Here is a 13,004-nt window from a genome sequence, read left to right on the forward strand (position 1 = left end):
CTCACCTTGCCGCGGTACTCCTCCTTGAGGACGAGGAAGGCGGCCACGGTTTCTCCGCGGTAGGGGTCGGGGACGCCCACCACGGCGGCTTCCTGGACGGCGGGGTGGGCGTAGAGGACCTCTTCCACCTCGCGGGGGTAGATGTTGTAGCCGCCGGCGATGATCATGTCCTTTTTGCGGTCCACGATGTAGAAGTAGCCGTCGGGGTCCATTTTGGCCAGGTCGCCGGTGAAGAGCCAGCCGTCCTTGAGGGCGCGCCTGGTTTCTTCGGGGCGGTTCCAGTAGCCTTTCATGATGTTGGGCCCCTTGACGATGAGCTCGCCCACTTCGCCCACGGGGACTTCCCTGCCCTCCTCGTCCACCACCTTGGCCTCCACGCTGGGCAGGGGCATGCCGATGGAGCCCTTGCGCACCTCCCCCTCCACGGGGTTGGAGTGGGTCACGGGGCTCGCCTCGCTCAGGCCGTAGCCCTCGATGAGCCGGGCGCCGGTAATCTCCTCAAAGCGCTTGGCCACCTCCACCGGCAGGGGGGCGGCCCCCGAGAGGCAGATGCGGATGCTCTTCACGTTGCGCCCCTCGATGCCGGGGAAGTTGTTGAAGGCCACGTACAGGGTGGGCACCCCGGGGAAGTGGGTCACGCCGTGCTTCTCAATGGCCTCCACCACGGCATGGATCTCCGGCCGGGGCAGGAGCACGATCTTGTACCCCGAGAAGAGGCCGTAGTTCATGGCCACGGTCATGCCGTAGACGTGGAAGAAGGGCAGGGCTCCCAGCATCACCCCCTTGCCCAAAAGCTCGCGGGAGGTGGGGTCCCAGGCGTCGATCTGCAGCACGTTGGCCACCAGGTTCCGGTGGGTGAGCATGGCCCCCTTGGAGACGCCCGTGGTCCCTCCGGTGTACTGCAAGAGGGCCAGGTCTTCGGGGTCTACGGGATGGGGGGTGGCGGGGGGATGGCGGAGGAGTTCGGCGAAGGCGTGGAAGCCGGGCCGCTTGGGGAAGCCCAGGGGGAGCTTGTCCTTCTTGGCCTTCAGGGGGTAGAGGAGGTTCTTGGGGAAGGGGAGGAAGTCCTTGATGCCCGTCACCACCGTGCGCTTCACGGGGGTTTCCCCTTCCACCTCCAGGAAGCGGGGCAGGAGGTGGTCCAGGATGACCAGGGTCTCCGAGCCCGAGTCCTGGAGCTGGTGCCTCAGCTCCCGGGGGGTGTAGAGGGGGTTGACGTTCACCCCCACCCCGCCCGCCAGCAGGGTGCCGAAGAAGGCGATGACGAACTGGGGGGAGTTGGGGAGCATGATGGCCACCCGGTCCCCCGGCTTTACCCCCAGGGCCTTGAGTCCCTCGGCAAAGCGTCGGGACTTGTCCCAGAGTTCCGCGTAGGTGAGGGTTTTGCCCAGGAACTCCAGGGCCACGTTCTGGGGAAAGCGCTGGGCGCTTTCCTCCAGGAAGCGCCACAGGGGGATGGGGGGGACGGTGATCTCCGCCGGTACACCAGGGTCGTAGTGGGCGAGCCAGGGTTTGGAGCTCACTTCGGCCATGCTGACCTCCTTTGTCCCCCAGGCTACCAGACGTTTTATACCGCGTTCAAGACCCGCGCCCGGTGTAGCATGGAAACGGAGGTTTCCTATGCGCTTCCGCGACCGCCGGCACGCCGGAACCCTTTTGGCCGAGGCCCTGAAACCCCTAGGCTTGGAACGACCCCTGGTGCTAGGGATTCCCCGGGGTGGGGTGGTGGTGGCCGATGAGGTGGCGAGGCGCCTGGGAGGGGAACTGGACGTGGTCCTGGTGCGCAAGGTGGGGGCCCCGGGCAACCCGGAGTTCGCCCTGGGGGCGGTGGGGGAGAAGGGGGAGCTCGTCCTTAAGCCCTACGCCCTCCAGTACGCCGACCAAAGCTACCTGGAGCGGGAGGCGGCGCGCCAGAAGGACGTGATCCGCAAGCGGGCGGAGCGCTACCGCAAGGTGCGCCCCAAGCAGCCCCTTCAGGGCCGGGAGGTGGTGCTGGTGGACGATGGCATCGCCACCGGTTCCACTATGGAGGCGGCTTTGAGCGTGGTCCTTTCGGAAGGCCCCCGGAGGGTGGTCGTGGCCGTGCCGGTGGCGAGCCCGGAAGCGCTGGCCCGGCTTCAGGAGCGGGCGGAGGTGGTGGCCCTTTCCACCCCCCAGGACTTCGCCGCCGTGGGGGCCTACTACATGGACTTCGGCGAGGTCACGGACGAGGAGGTGGAGGGGCTTTTGCTACAATGGGCGGCATGAAGCCCGTGGTCAAGCAGGCGACCAGCGTGGAGGCCCGCCCGGTGGAGCGGGGGGAGAAGGCCTTCATTCAGGTGCTCATCGGCCCCGAGGACGGGGCGCCCCACTTCATCACCCGCAAGTTCACCATCCTTCCCGGGGGGCGCATTCCCCGGCACAAACACCCCACCATTGAGCACGAGCAGTTCGTCCTCTCCGGGCGCATGAAGGTCTTCCTGGGGAATGAGGTGCGGGAGGTGGCCGCCGGCCAGGCGGTCTACATCCCCCCTGACACCCCCCACGCCTACGTGAACGAGGGGGACGAACCCGTGGAGTTCCTCTGCATCATCCCCAAGACCAGCGCCTACGCCACGGAGTGGCTGGAAGAGGGCTAGCCGGGAAGGCTTTACCCCGCCCGGAGCCCGGGCGGGGGTTTTTGCTGGGCCTAGGCCCTGACCTCCTGCCGCTGGAAGGCCACGTAGGCCAGGGTGAAGAGGAGGACCGCCAGGGCAAAAAGCCCCGTGAGCTGGGGCCAGATGAGGAGGAGGCTTTGCGACAGGGGCAGGGGGGTGCCCAGCACCGCCCCCTCCAGCTGGGTGATGAGGATGGGCCCCAGAGAGCGCACCGCGGGGTTGAGCACGGCGGTGAGGGCCTCCGCGTAGAGGGTGTTGGGGGAGAGGCGGGAGATCCAGAGGGCCAGGTTGGCCTGCCTGAGCTGGCTTTCGGGGTCAAAGGGGTCGGCCTGGAGGAGAAGGGCCCCCGCCGCCAGGTCGGTGAGGATGGGGAAGAAGATGGCGAAGAAGAGCCAGACCCCGATGGCCGCTAAGGCGGCGGTGGCGGGTTGGCGGAAGAGGGTGGAGAAGAGGAGGCCCAGGGCCAGCCACACCCCGGCGTAGGCCAGGGTGGCCAGGAGGAAGAAGAAGGCCCGGGCCATCTCCTCCCCCTCGGGGGGCACGCCCAGGGTGAAGAGCCCCATGCCCACCACCAGGAGGAAAAGGGCCAGGAGGAGGACGGCCAGGGTGCCCAGGCCCGCCAGGAACTTGCCGAAGAGGAGGGCGTCCCGGTAGATGGGCTGGGAGAGGACCCGGGAGAGGGTGCCCCGGGCGTACTCCCCGTTCACCGCGTCAAAGGCCAGGGCGATGGCCGCCAGGGGCACGAAGAAGGAGAGGAAGCCCACGAAGGAGGGCAGGGGGTCCTGGGCGGTGGTGAGGAGCTTGAGGTAGAGGTAGGGGTCCTCCCCCACCGTCTGGCGCAGGGTCTGGGTGCCGGTGTAGACGGCCCCCAGGGCGGAGAGGAGGATGAGGGCCTCGAGGATGCGCATCCTGAGCCCGGAGAGGTGGTCCGCCATCTCCTTGAAGAACACCGCCCAAAGCCCCGTCCAGGGGGAACCCTCACGCCGCATGGGCCACCTCCTGGAAGTAGCGGGCGTAGACCTCATCCAGGCTGGGGCGGCGCAGGGCCAGGCCGAAGAGCGGTCCTCTGGCCACCGCCACCTGGGCCAGCTCCGGCCGGAGGTCCCGGGTGGCGAAGACCCGGTAGCGGCCGCCTTCCGCCTCCACCCGGGCCACCCCCTCGAGGGCCAAAAAGGCCTCCTTCAGGCCGGGGCTGGCCTCCACCTGGATCTCGTACCCGCCCCCTAGGACCCGCTGGGCCAGCTCCTCCACCGTGCCCAGGAGGGCCAGGCGCCCCTTGTGGAAAAGCCCTACCCGGTCGCAGATCTCCTGCACCTGGTGCAGGAGGTGGCTGGAGAGGAGGACAGTGATGCCCTCCGCCTTTAGCCCCTTGATGAGGCCCAAAAACTCCCGGGCCGCCTCGGGGTCCAGGCCCAGGGTGGGCTCGTCCAGGATGGCCACCCTGGGCCGCTTGAGGAGGACCTCGGCCAGACCCAGGCGCTGGCGCATGCCCCGGCTGAAGGCGGAGACCCGGCGGTCCCGTACCTCCCAAAGCCCCATGCGCCGGAGCACCTCCTCAATGCGGGCCCGGGCCTCGGCCTCGGGCAGGCCCAGGAGCCTCGTGGTGTAGCGCAGGTTCTCCCAGGCGGTGAGCTCCCCGTAAAAGCCCACCTGGTCGGGAAGGTAGCCCACCCTGGCCTTCACCTTCAGGGGCTCCCGCATAGGGTCCAGGCCCAGCACCCGGGCCTCGCCCGCGGTGGGCTCGGTGAGGCCCAGGAGCATGAGGATGGTGGTGGTCTTGCCCGAGCCGTTGGGGCCCAGGAGGCCGAAGACCTCCCCCTCCTCCACCGCCAGGTTCAGGTCCTCCACGGCCACCACCCGGCCGTAGCGCTTGGTGAGGCCGCGGGTCTCGATGACCGCCATGTTACCTCCGGCCGAAGCGGTTCACGGCAAAACCCAGCACCAGGAGGGCCACGGCCATGATCCCCACCCCCACCAGGCCCCAGAGGCTGGAGCGGACCACGGTGGCCCGGTAGTCCAGGCTCTCGGAAAGGCCATCGCCGCCCGAGAGGGAGAGGGTCACCATGTAGTCCCCGGCCACCGCCTTGGGGGAGGGCTTGATGCGGGCGGTGATCTCCTGCTCCTGGCCCGGCTCCAGGGTGTCCAGCTTCTCGGGCTCAAACTTCACCTCCCAGCCCGAGGGCTCCATGGCGCTGAAGGAGAGGTTTTTGGCGGGGGCGCTCCCCTCGTTCTTGAGGGTGAGCTTCACCGGGTTTTCCCGCCCGGCCGTCACCTGGCCGGAGAGGCGGCCCTCCTTGGTGGTGAAGCGCACCTCCGGCCGGCCGGTGACCTCCAGGGTAAGGCCCAGCTCCGCCCGCGCCTCCCCGGCCACGGCCCTCAGGGTGAGGCCGTAGGTGTCGGCCTTGGTGTCCTTGGGCAGGGAGACCTCCACGTCCAGGTCCTTGCTCTCCCCGGCCTTGATGGGCAGGCTGGTCACCTGCTGGCTGGCGAAGGCCGGGGTGAAGGTGACCTGGAAGCCCTTGGGAGCCTCGTACTCCAGGGAGACCAGGAGGTCGCGGTCGGACTCGTTGCGCAGGGTCACCCGGTAGCGGAAGGAGCTGGTTGGGGGACCCTTGAGGATGGGGAGCTCGGCCTCGAGGCTAAGCCGCTGGGGTAGCCCCTGGCCCACCACCAGCCCGATGGGCAGGCTGGCCGTCTGGCCCAGGCCCTCGGCCCGCACCAGGAAGCGGTAGGTGCCGGGCTTCACCTCCTTGGGGGGCTGGAGGCGGAGGGTGAGGGTGGCCTCGCCGTCCGGGGCCAGGTAGACCGCCCGCACCAGCCGCCCTCCTCCAATGAGGCTTGCCTGCCAGCCCTGGGGCGCCTCGGCCACGGCAAGGCGCACTACCCCCGGGGGCAGGCCGTGGTTCTTCAACGTCAGGGTGAGGCTGACGTTCTCCCCCGGCTGCACCCCCATCTCCGGGTAGGGGGTGCCCAGGGAGAGGCCGCGGAAACCCTGTGCCCAAGCCACGCTCAACGCCAGAAGGACCAGCGTCAGCAGGTTGCGTACCATACTCAAGCCTCCTCTACTAAGGCTAGGCAGAAAGGATGAGTCCAAAATGAAAACCCCCGGGGCCAGCCCGGGGCAGAGGGAAGGGGCCTTCAGCCCACCCGGGCTTCCAGGTACTCCCGCTCGCCCAGGATGATCTTCCGGGCCAGCTCGGGGTCCTTGGGGAACTCCTTGCCGCGGTTGATCATGTAGGTCTCGTAGCGGCCAATCTCAAAGACCGTGGCCAGCTTCCTCAGGGCCTGGCCCATGTCAAAGGCCTTACAGGAAAAGATGTCAATGGAGAGGAAGCGCTTCTTGGGGAAGGTGTGGATGGCGATGTGGCTTTCGGCGATGATCACCACCCCGGTCACCCCGTCCTCCCCCTCGGGTCCGTAGCTGTAGACGAAGGGGGGAAGCACCTTGGTCATCTCCATTTCCTCGGGGAGCTCGTCCAGGACGCGGCGCACCAGCTCCGCGTTCCTGAGCTTGGCGGGGTTGGCGTCGTAGCCATCCACCATAAGGTGTGGACCGAATCCGAAGAGTTCCACCATGACCACCTCCTTCCCGTGCCCCCCGGGGTATCCCCTGCGGCACGCCCCCCATTATGGCCCCCCCCTCCCCCCCTGTCAATACCTCGTCCCTTGGCGGGAAAACCCCTGCTGCCCCCCGGGGGGCATTTCCCCGGGGTTTGCCCCCGGGAAGCGGCGAGGGGGCCCTGGGGGGAAAGCTTGTGCCGCTCGCACTTCCCATACCAATGGGGGGTATAAAGGGGCGAAAGTGGGCTCCAGGGCGCAAGGTCTCCGTGAGAAAGGGTGTATGATAACCCCGGCAAGGAGGTGCCATGTACAGGGGAAGAGAAGGGCAGTGGGCGTTTTACCTGCACCGGATCTCGGGCCTGGGCATCCTGGTCTTCCTCATGCTCCACGTGGCCAACATCGCCAGCGCCATGTGGGGCCCTGAGGTGTCCAATGCCCTCATGAAGTTCTATCACCAGCCCGTGTTCCAGGTGGGCCTCCTGTTCCTCATCGCCGGGGTGCTCTACCACGGGTTCAACGGGTTGCGCATCATCCTCATGGACTTCACCGCCTGGGGGGTGCGTTACCAGCGGGCGCTTTGGTACGGGGTCTGGGTGCTCTTCGTGGTTTTCTACCTGCCCTTTCTGATCAAGATCGGGGGCGGGATTCTGGGGGGTAGCCATGGCGATTAGGTCCAAGCGGTATGCCGAGGCAAGGCTCGAGGCCAGCTCCAACCTGGAGCTTTACTGGTGGGTCTTCATGCGCATCTCCGGGGTGGTTCTGGTCTTCCTCCTCATCGGCCACATGTGGATGAACGCCGTCCTCACCGACCTCAACAGCATCAACTACGACTACGTGGCCAAGAGACTTTCCCAGACCACCTGGAAGGTCTACGACTGGCTCATCCTGGCCCTGGCCCTCCTCCACGGGGGCAACGGCCTGCGCTACGTGCTGGACGACTGGGTGCGGAACCCGGCCAGGCGTTTCTGGACCAAGGTGGTGGTCTACTCCCTGCTGGCCTTCCTCTTCTTCCTGGGAAGCCTTTCCCTTTTCAACCATGATTTTGGGGTGAACTGATATGGCGCACAGGCATGAGGTCATCGTGGTGGGCGCGGGCGGGGCGGGCCTGGCCACCGCCCTCTATGCGGCCAGGGAAGGTGCGGACGTGGCGGTGGTGACCAAGCTCTACCCCACCCGCAGCCACACCGGAGCGGCCCAGGGAGGCATAGGGGCCGCCTTGGGCAACGTGGAGGAGGACCACTGGGAATGGCACATGTTTGACACGGTCAAGGGGGGGGATTACCTCACCGACCAGGACGCCGCCGAGGTCTTCGCCAAGGAGGTGATTGAGGCCGTCCTGGAACTGGAGCACATGGGCCTTCCCTTTGACCGCCTTCCCAACGGCAGGATTGCCCAGCGCCGCTTCGGCGGCCACACCAAGGACTGGGGCAAGGCCCCGGTGCACCGGGCAGCCCATGCCGCGGACCGCACCGGCCACATGATCCTCCAGACCCTTTACCAGCAGTGCGTCAAGCACAACATCACCTTCTACAACGAGTTCCACGTCACCGACGTCATCCTCGAGGACGGGGTGGCCAAGGGGCTGGTGGCCTTGGAGCTGGCCACCGGGGAGCTCCACCTCTTCCAGGCCAAGGCCATCGTCATCGCCTCGGGGGGCTTCGGCCGCATCTACAAGGTGACCTCCAACGCCTACACCCTCACCGGGGACCTGCAGGCCATCCTTTACCGCAAGGGCCTGCCCCTGGAGGACATGGAGTTCTACCAGTTCCACCCCACGGGGCTTTACCCCTTAGGCATCCTCCTCACCGAGGGGGCGCGGGGGGAAGGGGGCATCCTGCGCAACGCCCTGGGGGAGCGCTTCATGGAACGCTACGCCCCCACCATCAAGGACCTGGCCCCCAGGGACATGGTGGCCCGGGCCATGTACCTGGAGGTGCGGGAGGGCCGCGGGGTGGGCCCCAAGAAGGACCACGTCCTCCTGGACCTCACCCACCTGCCCCCCGAGGTCATTGAGAAGAAGCTCCCCGACATCACCGAGTTCAGCCGCATCTACCTGGGGGTGGACCCCCTGAAGGAGCCGGTGCCGGTGATGCCCACCGCCCACTACGCCATGGGCGGCATCCCCACCACCCTGTGGGGCCAGGTGATCCGGGACGAGAAGAACACCGTGGTCCCGGGGCTTTACGCCGCGGGGGAGGCGGCTTGCGTGAGCCTGCACGGGGCCAACCGCCTGGGCACCAACTCCCTGGGGGACCTGGTGGTCTTTGGCCGCCGCGCGGGCATCCACGCCGCCCGCTTCGCCAAGGACGCCGACTACCACGAGCTCACCGAGGCCCACCTGGGGGAAAGCCGCGAGCGCATTGAGCGCCTGAAGCGCTCCACGGGCAAGGAAAAGGTGGCCAGGCTCCGGGCCGAGCTCCAGCAGTCCATGATGGACCACGCCTCCGTGTTCCGCACGGGGGAGCTTTTGGCCAAGCAGGTGGAGATCCTCAAGGAGCTCATGGAGCGCTACCAGCACATCTCCCTGGACGATAAGGGGGATGCCTACAACACCGAGCTGGTGGAGGCCCTGGAGCTTGGCTACCTCCTGGAGGTCTCCGAGGCCCTGGTGCACTCCGCTCTGAACCGCACCGAGTCCCGGGGGGCCCACGCCCGGGAGGACTACCCGGAGCGGGACGACCAGAACTGGCTCAAGCACACCCTGGCCTACAAGGTGGCAGACGGCAAGGTGGCCTTCCGCTACAAGCCCGTGGTCCTGGGCCGCTTTGAGCCCAAGGCCCGCACCTACTAGGAGGGGGCATGCAGGTTACCCTGAAGATCCTCCGCTTTGACCCTGGGAAGAACGCGAAGCCGGAGTGGCATACCTACCAGGTGGAGGCCGAGCCCACCGACCGGGTCCTGGACCTCCTCCACAAGGTGAAGTGGGAGCAGGACGGCACCCTGGCTTTCCGAAGGAGCTGTGGCCACGGCATCTGCGGTTCGGACGCCATGCTCATCAACGGCCGCAACCGCCTGGCCTGCAAGACCCTGGTGAAGGACCTGGGGAGCGTCATCACCGTGGAGCCCATCCGCGGCCTGCCCGTGGAGAAGGACCTGGTGGTGGACATGGAGCCCTTCTTCGCCGCCTACCGGGCGGTGAAGCCCTACCTCATCAACGAGGAGCCACCTCCGGCCCGGGAGCGCCTGCAAAGCCCCGAGGAGCGGGAGCGCTACGACCAGGGGACCAAGTGCATCCTCTGCGCCTCCTGCACCACCAGCTGCCCGGTCTTCTGGGTGAACGGCACCTACCTGGGCCCGGCGGCCATCGTCCAGGCCCACCGCTTCCTCTTTGACTCCCGGGACAGGGGCAAGAGGGAGCGGTTCAAGGCCCTGGGCTCGGCCAGCGGGGTCTGGCGGTGCCGCACCGCCTATAACTGCACCGAGGCCTGCCCCCGGGAGATCCCCGTGACCCAGCTGATTGAAGAAGTTAAGCGGGCCATCCTTTTTGACCGCTTCTAGGGATCTAAGGTACCCGCCCTGCCCAAGGGCAGGGCGGGCGTTTTTAGGGGGTAAGCCGGTGCCGGTCCCGGGGGAAGGCCCGGGCGTAGCGCACGTTGGGCAGGCCCAGGAGCTTTTGCGTGAGGCGCTCGGCCCCGATGGCGAAGCCCCCGTGGGGGGGCATGCCGTACTTGAACACCTCCAGGTAGCCCCTGAACCCCTCGGGGTCCATGCCCTTGGCCTCTAGGCTTTGCAAAAGCTCCTCGTGGCGGTGAATGCGCTGGCCACCTGAGGTGATCTCCAGGCCACGGAAGAGGAGGTCAAAGCTGCGGGTGGTGCCGTCCGCCTCGGGGTAGGTGTAGAAGGGGCGCACGCTCCTGGGGTAGCGGGTGATGAAGACCCAATCAGAGCCCCAACGCTCCCTGACGTACTGGCCCAGGAGCCTTTCCGCCTCCTCGGAGAGGTCCTGGCCCACGGGGTAGCCCAGCTCCTCCCTCAGGAGGCGGCGGGCCTCGGCGTGGCTCAGGCGGGGGATGTCCTTGGGGAAGGAGGGCCATTCTGCCCCCAGGAGGCGGATCTCGTGGCCGGCGGCGGTGAGGGCCTCCTCCAGCATCTCCTGGAGGAGGCCTTCCTCCAGGTCCATGAGCTCCTCCTCCCCGGTGATGAAGCCCATCTCCACGTCCAGGGAGAGGTACTCGTTGAGGTGGCGGCTGGTGTTGTGCTCCTCCATGCGCCACACCGGGGCCACCTCGTAGACCCGCTCAAAGACCCCCACCATGATCTGCTTGTAGAGCTGGGGGGACTGGGCCAGGTAGGCCCGCTTTTCAAAGTAGTCCACCCCGAAGAGGCCAGAACCCCCCTCGGCCCCCGCCCGCACCACCTTGGGGGTGAAGATCTCCGTGAAGTCCTGCCGGTCCAGGTAGCGGCGGAAGCCCCGCACCAGGGCGGCCTGAACCCTGAGGGGGGCGCGGGCCTTTTCCCCCCGGAGGGTCACGTAGCGGTACTCCAGGAGGGTGTCGGGGTGGGCCCGCCACTCCTCCTTGGGGATCTCCACCGGGGTGGGCTCCAGGGCCGGGGAGAGGACCTCTATCTCCCGGGCCTGGACCTCGAGGCCCCCCGGGGCCTTGGTGCTTTCCACCACCCGCCCCCGCACCCGCAGGCTGGACTCAGGGAGGGGTAGCCTCTGCCCTCCCGTTACCACCTGGACCACGCCGCTTCGGTCCCTGAGGAGGAGGAACTGGACTTTGCCCAGGTCCCGCCGCCAGTGGAGGAAGCCCCAAAGCTCCACCTCTTCGCCGATGTGTGCCTTCAGGTCCCGTACCAGAACGCGCATCCTACCTCCTTCCTAAGCCTCGGCCCCCCCGGCCATGGGCGACCGGGGGGGCCGAGGACCCTGCCCCCCGCTTAAGCGTTGTTGAGGCCATGCGGGCGCATGTTGCGCTCCAGTTTAGGGAAAGCGGTCCCCGGGGTCAACCCCAGCGGAAGAGGGCGGCGGCGTTTTCGTCGGTGAGGGCCTCGGCCTCTGCCAGGCTTAGGCCCCGCACCTCGGCCAGCTTGGCCAGGGTGTGGCGCACGTAGTGGGGGCGGTTGCGCTTGCCCCGGTGGGGCTCGGGGGGGAGGAAGGGGGTGTCCGTCTCCACCAGGAGGCGGTCTGCAGGAAGCCTCTGGGCCACCTTCCGCAGGGCCTCGTTCTTCTTGTAGGTGAGGGGGCCCGCCAGGCTGAAGTAGGCCTCCACCTCGAGGCCCGCCGCCTCCAGGGCGGGGTGCCCCCCGAAGGCGTGGAGGACCACCCGCCTGGGCCGGTGGAGGCGGAGCCAGGCCGCCAGGTCCTCCTCCGCCTGGCCGTCTTTGCTCCGCACGTGGAGGACCAGGGGAAGCCCCAGCTCCTCGGCCAAGGCGGCCTGGAACTCCAGGGCCCGGAGCTGGGCCCTTTGGGTCTCGGGGGTCCAGTAGTAGTCCAGCCCCGTCTCCCCGATGGCCCGCACCCGGGGGTGTTTGGCGTAGTGGCGGAGGGCCTCCTCCACCTCGGGGGCCAGGAGGTGGGCGCTGGTGGGGTGGAGGCCCACCGCGGCGTAGACGTTCCCCTGGGCCAGGGCCAGGGTCTTTTCCCAGCGCCCCGGGTCCACCCCCAGGGTGAGGACGGCCTTGAGCTCCCCCAGGTGGGCCTTAACCTCCTCCAGCTCGGCCTCTTCCAGGAAGTCCAGGTGGGCGTGGGTGTCGGTCATGGCGAAAACCGTCCTCCAGTCTACCGTGGCCAGGGCAACAGGCCCCTGACCCGGACGTCCTATAAGGTAAGGGCATGCGGCGCCTCCTTTTCCTCCCCCTCCTCCTCGCAGCCTGCGCTCCGGCCCTCCTGGGTGTGGATCCCCAAAGGCTCCCTGAACCCCAGGACTGGGATCCCAGGCCTGCTCCCTTGGAGTGGTGGTACGCCTCGGGTTGGGCCTATCCCTATGCCTTCCACTTCGCCTTCTTCAAGGCCTACGCGCCCCCTTCCTACCGCATCCTGGGCCTGCCGGGAAGTCTCTTCGGGGCCTTCCACGCCGCCCACCTGGCCCTCACGGACCTGCGCACCGGCGAGAGGCGCTTCCTGGAGGTGGCGGACCAGGACCTCTTTGCCCCTCGAGGCCAAGCCGAACCCGGTCCCAGGCTTTGGGTGGGCGACTGGCGCTTCTATCGGGAAGGAGGGGGCTTCCGCCTCCTGGCGGGCCCGGTGGACCTCCACTTCCTTCCCCTTAAGCCCCCCGTGGTCCATCCCCCCGGCTACTCGGGCACGGCGGAGACGGGCCGCATGTACTACCAGTCCTACACCCGTGCCGAGGCCTGGGGAAGGGTCCTGGGGGAAAGGGCCGAGGGGGAGGCCTGGCTGGACCACCAGTGGGGGGAGCAGCTCTCCGGGGTGTCCGCCACCTGGGACTGGTTCGGCCTCCATCTTTCCGACGGCTCCGAGCTCATGGCCTACCAGGTGAAGGACCGCGAGGGCAAGGTGGTCCAGGTCCTGGGAAGCCGGGTAGACCCCTTGGGGCGGGTGGAGCCCCTGGAGCTGACCTTCTTCCCCCTAGAGGCCTGGCAAAGTCCCTCGGGCCGCACCTACACCCTGGCCTGGCGGCTTAGGGGGCCTGCCCTGGACCTGGTCCTCCGCCCCCTTTTCCTCGAGGGGGAGATCCTCTCCCGCACCACCCGGGTGGCCTACTGGGAGGGGCCGGTGGCCGGGGAAGGAACCCTCCTGGGCTACCCCGTGCGCGCCCGGGGGATGGGGGAGTTCGTGGCCGGCACCTGGCGCCCCTAAATGCGTTTGCTATACTAAAGGAGGTTTAGTGCCTGGGTGATAGG

At 67.9% G+C, this 13,004-nt stretch carries 14 protein-coding genes; 7 read left to right on the forward strand and 7 right to left on the reverse strand.

Annotation, left to right across the window (positions count from 1 at the left end; genetic code table 11):
* The coding region (locus B128_RS0105995) for a long-chain-fatty-acid--CoA ligase (RefSeq protein ID WP_018111372.1) at positions 1-1,532 on the reverse strand (1,532 nt) is incomplete at its 3' end.
* A gap of 88 nt (positions 1,533-1,620) precedes the next feature.
* Here B128_RS0105995 and B128_RS0106000 point away from each other — a divergent pair.
* Both B128_RS0106000 and B128_RS0106005 read left to right on the forward strand, forming a co-directional pair.
* Positions 1,621-2,247, forward strand: coding sequence for a phosphoribosyltransferase (locus tag B128_RS0106000; protein WP_018111373.1), 627 nt, complete (start codon positions 1,621-1,623; stop codon positions 2,245-2,247).
* A complete protein-coding gene (locus B128_RS0106005; RefSeq protein WP_026175061.1) occupies positions 2,235-2,618 on the forward strand; it encodes a cupin domain-containing protein in 384 nt (127 codons plus the stop codon). Before B128_RS0106000 ends, B128_RS0106005 begins: the two co-directional genes overlap by 13 nt.
* A gap of 50 nt (positions 2,619-2,668) precedes the next feature.
* Here the strand turns inward: B128_RS0106005 and B128_RS0106010 are convergent, their stop codons facing one another.
* From B128_RS0106010 to speD, 4 genes are all read right to left on the reverse strand, one after another.
* Positions 2,669-3,625 carry an ABC transporter permease gene (locus B128_RS0106010; RefSeq protein WP_018111375.1) on the reverse strand — a complete coding sequence of 319 codons (957 nt, stop codon included), beginning with the start codon at positions 3,623-3,625 and terminating at the stop codon, positions 2,669-2,671.
* Positions 3,615-4,538, reverse strand: a complete 924-nt coding sequence (locus B128_RS0106015; RefSeq protein WP_018111376.1) for an ABC transporter ATP-binding protein — start codon at positions 4,536-4,538, stop codon at positions 3,615-3,617. Before B128_RS0106015 ends, B128_RS0106010 begins: the two co-directional genes overlap by 11 nt.
* Before the next feature lies 1 nt (position 4,539).
* Positions 4,540-5,685 (reverse strand): NEW3 domain-containing protein, encoded by a 1,146-nt coding sequence (locus tag B128_RS0106020; RefSeq protein WP_018111377.1) that lies wholly within the window; start codon positions 5,683-5,685, stop codon positions 4,540-4,542.
* A gap of 89 nt (positions 5,686-5,774) precedes the next feature.
* On the reverse strand, positions 5,775-6,212 hold the full coding sequence (gene speD, locus B128_RS0106025; RefSeq protein ID WP_018111378.1) for an adenosylmethionine decarboxylase: 438 nt from the start codon (positions 6,210-6,212) through the stop codon (positions 5,775-5,777).
* A 290-nt stretch (positions 6,213-6,502) separates the two neighbouring features.
* Between speD and sdhC the strand changes: the two genes are divergently transcribed.
* Genes sdhC through B128_RS0106045 form a run of 4 tightly spaced genes read left to right on the forward strand, consistent with a single transcriptional unit; the run spans position 6,503 to position 9,695 of the window.
* Complete coding sequence (sdhC, locus tag B128_RS0106030) at positions 6,503-6,868, forward strand: succinate dehydrogenase, cytochrome b556 subunit (RefSeq protein WP_018111379.1); 366 nt, start codon at positions 6,503-6,505, stop codon at positions 6,866-6,868.
* Positions 6,858-7,253, forward strand: a complete 396-nt coding sequence (locus B128_RS0106035) for a succinate dehydrogenase hydrophobic membrane anchor subunit (protein WP_018111380.1) — start codon at positions 6,858-6,860, stop codon at positions 7,251-7,253. Before sdhC ends, B128_RS0106035 begins: the two co-directional genes overlap by 11 nt.
* A gap of 1 nt (position 7,254) precedes the next feature.
* A complete protein-coding gene (sdhA, locus tag B128_RS0106040) occupies positions 7,255-8,988 on the forward strand; it encodes a succinate dehydrogenase flavoprotein subunit (RefSeq protein WP_026175063.1) in 1,734 nt (577 codons plus the stop codon).
* Positions 8,989-8,996: 8 nt separating this feature from the next.
* Positions 8,997-9,695 (forward strand): succinate dehydrogenase iron-sulfur subunit, encoded by a 699-nt coding sequence (locus B128_RS0106045; RefSeq protein ID WP_018111382.1) that lies wholly within the window; start codon positions 8,997-8,999, stop codon positions 9,693-9,695.
* 43 nt (positions 9,696-9,738) lie between these two features.
* Here B128_RS0106045 and aspS read toward each other — a convergent pair whose 3' ends face one another.
* Both aspS and B128_RS0106055 read right to left on the reverse strand, forming a co-directional pair.
* A complete protein-coding gene (aspS, locus tag B128_RS0106050; RefSeq protein WP_018111383.1) occupies positions 9,739-11,007 on the reverse strand; it encodes an aspartate--tRNA(Asn) ligase in 1,269 nt (422 codons plus the stop codon).
* Positions 11,008-11,143: 136 nt separating this feature from the next.
* Positions 11,144-11,899: a TatD family hydrolase gene (locus tag B128_RS0106055; protein WP_018111384.1), complete on the reverse strand. Its 756-nt coding sequence runs from the start codon at positions 11,897-11,899 to the stop codon at positions 11,144-11,146.
* A gap of 74 nt (positions 11,900-11,973) precedes the next feature.
* Here B128_RS0106055 and B128_RS0106060 point away from each other — a divergent pair, with 74 nt between their 5' ends.
* A complete protein-coding gene (locus tag B128_RS0106060) occupies positions 11,974-12,960 on the forward strand; it encodes a lipocalin family protein (RefSeq protein ID WP_018111385.1) in 987 nt (328 codons plus the stop codon).
* The last annotated feature ends 44 nt before the right edge of the window (positions 12,961-13,004 follow it).

Origin of the sequence: Thermus igniterrae ATCC 700962 (genome assembly GCF_000376265.1) — a bacterium.
Taxonomy (GTDB): domain Bacteria; phylum Deinococcota; class Deinococci; order Deinococcales; family Thermaceae; genus Thermus; species Thermus igniterrae.

Bases quoted from the DNA above. Each gene is read 5' to 3' on its own strand.
- B128_RS0106000 (WP_018111373.1), top strand. From the start codon at position 1,621: ATGCGCTTCCGCGACCGCCGGCACGCCGGAACCCTTTTGGCCGAGGCC.
- B128_RS0106005 (WP_026175061.1), top strand. From the start codon at position 2,235: ATGGGCGGCATGAAGCCCGTGGTCAAGCAGGCGACCAGCGTGGAGGCC.
- B128_RS0106010 (WP_018111375.1), bottom strand. From the start codon at position 3,625: ATGCGGCGTGAGGGTTCCCCCTGGACGGGGCTTTGGGCGGTGTTCTTC.
- B128_RS0106015 (WP_018111376.1), bottom strand. From the start codon at position 4,538: ATGGCGGTCATCGAGACCCGCGGCCTCACCAAGCGCTACGGCCGGGTG.
- B128_RS0106020 (WP_018111377.1), bottom strand. From the start codon at position 5,685: ATGGTACGCAACCTGCTGACGCTGGTCCTTCTGGCGTTGAGCGTGGCT.
- speD (WP_018111378.1), bottom strand. From the start codon at position 6,212: ATGGTGGAACTCTTCGGATTCGGTCCACACCTTATGGTGGATGGCTAC.
- sdhC (WP_018111379.1), top strand. From the start codon at position 6,503: ATGTACAGGGGAAGAGAAGGGCAGTGGGCGTTTTACCTGCACCGGATC.
- B128_RS0106035 (WP_018111380.1), top strand. From the start codon at position 6,858: ATGGCGATTAGGTCCAAGCGGTATGCCGAGGCAAGGCTCGAGGCCAGC.
- sdhA (WP_026175063.1), top strand. From the start codon at position 7,255: ATGGCGCACAGGCATGAGGTCATCGTGGTGGGCGCGGGCGGGGCGGGC.
- B128_RS0106045 (WP_018111382.1), top strand. From the start codon at position 8,997: ATGCAGGTTACCCTGAAGATCCTCCGCTTTGACCCTGGGAAGAACGCG.
- aspS (WP_018111383.1), bottom strand. From the start codon at position 11,007: ATGCGCGTTCTGGTACGGGACCTGAAGGCACACATCGGCGAAGAGGTG.
- B128_RS0106055 (WP_018111384.1), bottom strand. From the start codon at position 11,899: ATGACCGACACCCACGCCCACCTGGACTTCCTGGAAGAGGCCGAGCTG.
- B128_RS0106060 (WP_018111385.1), top strand. From the start codon at position 11,974: ATGCGGCGCCTCCTTTTCCTCCCCCTCCTCCTCGCAGCCTGCGCTCCG.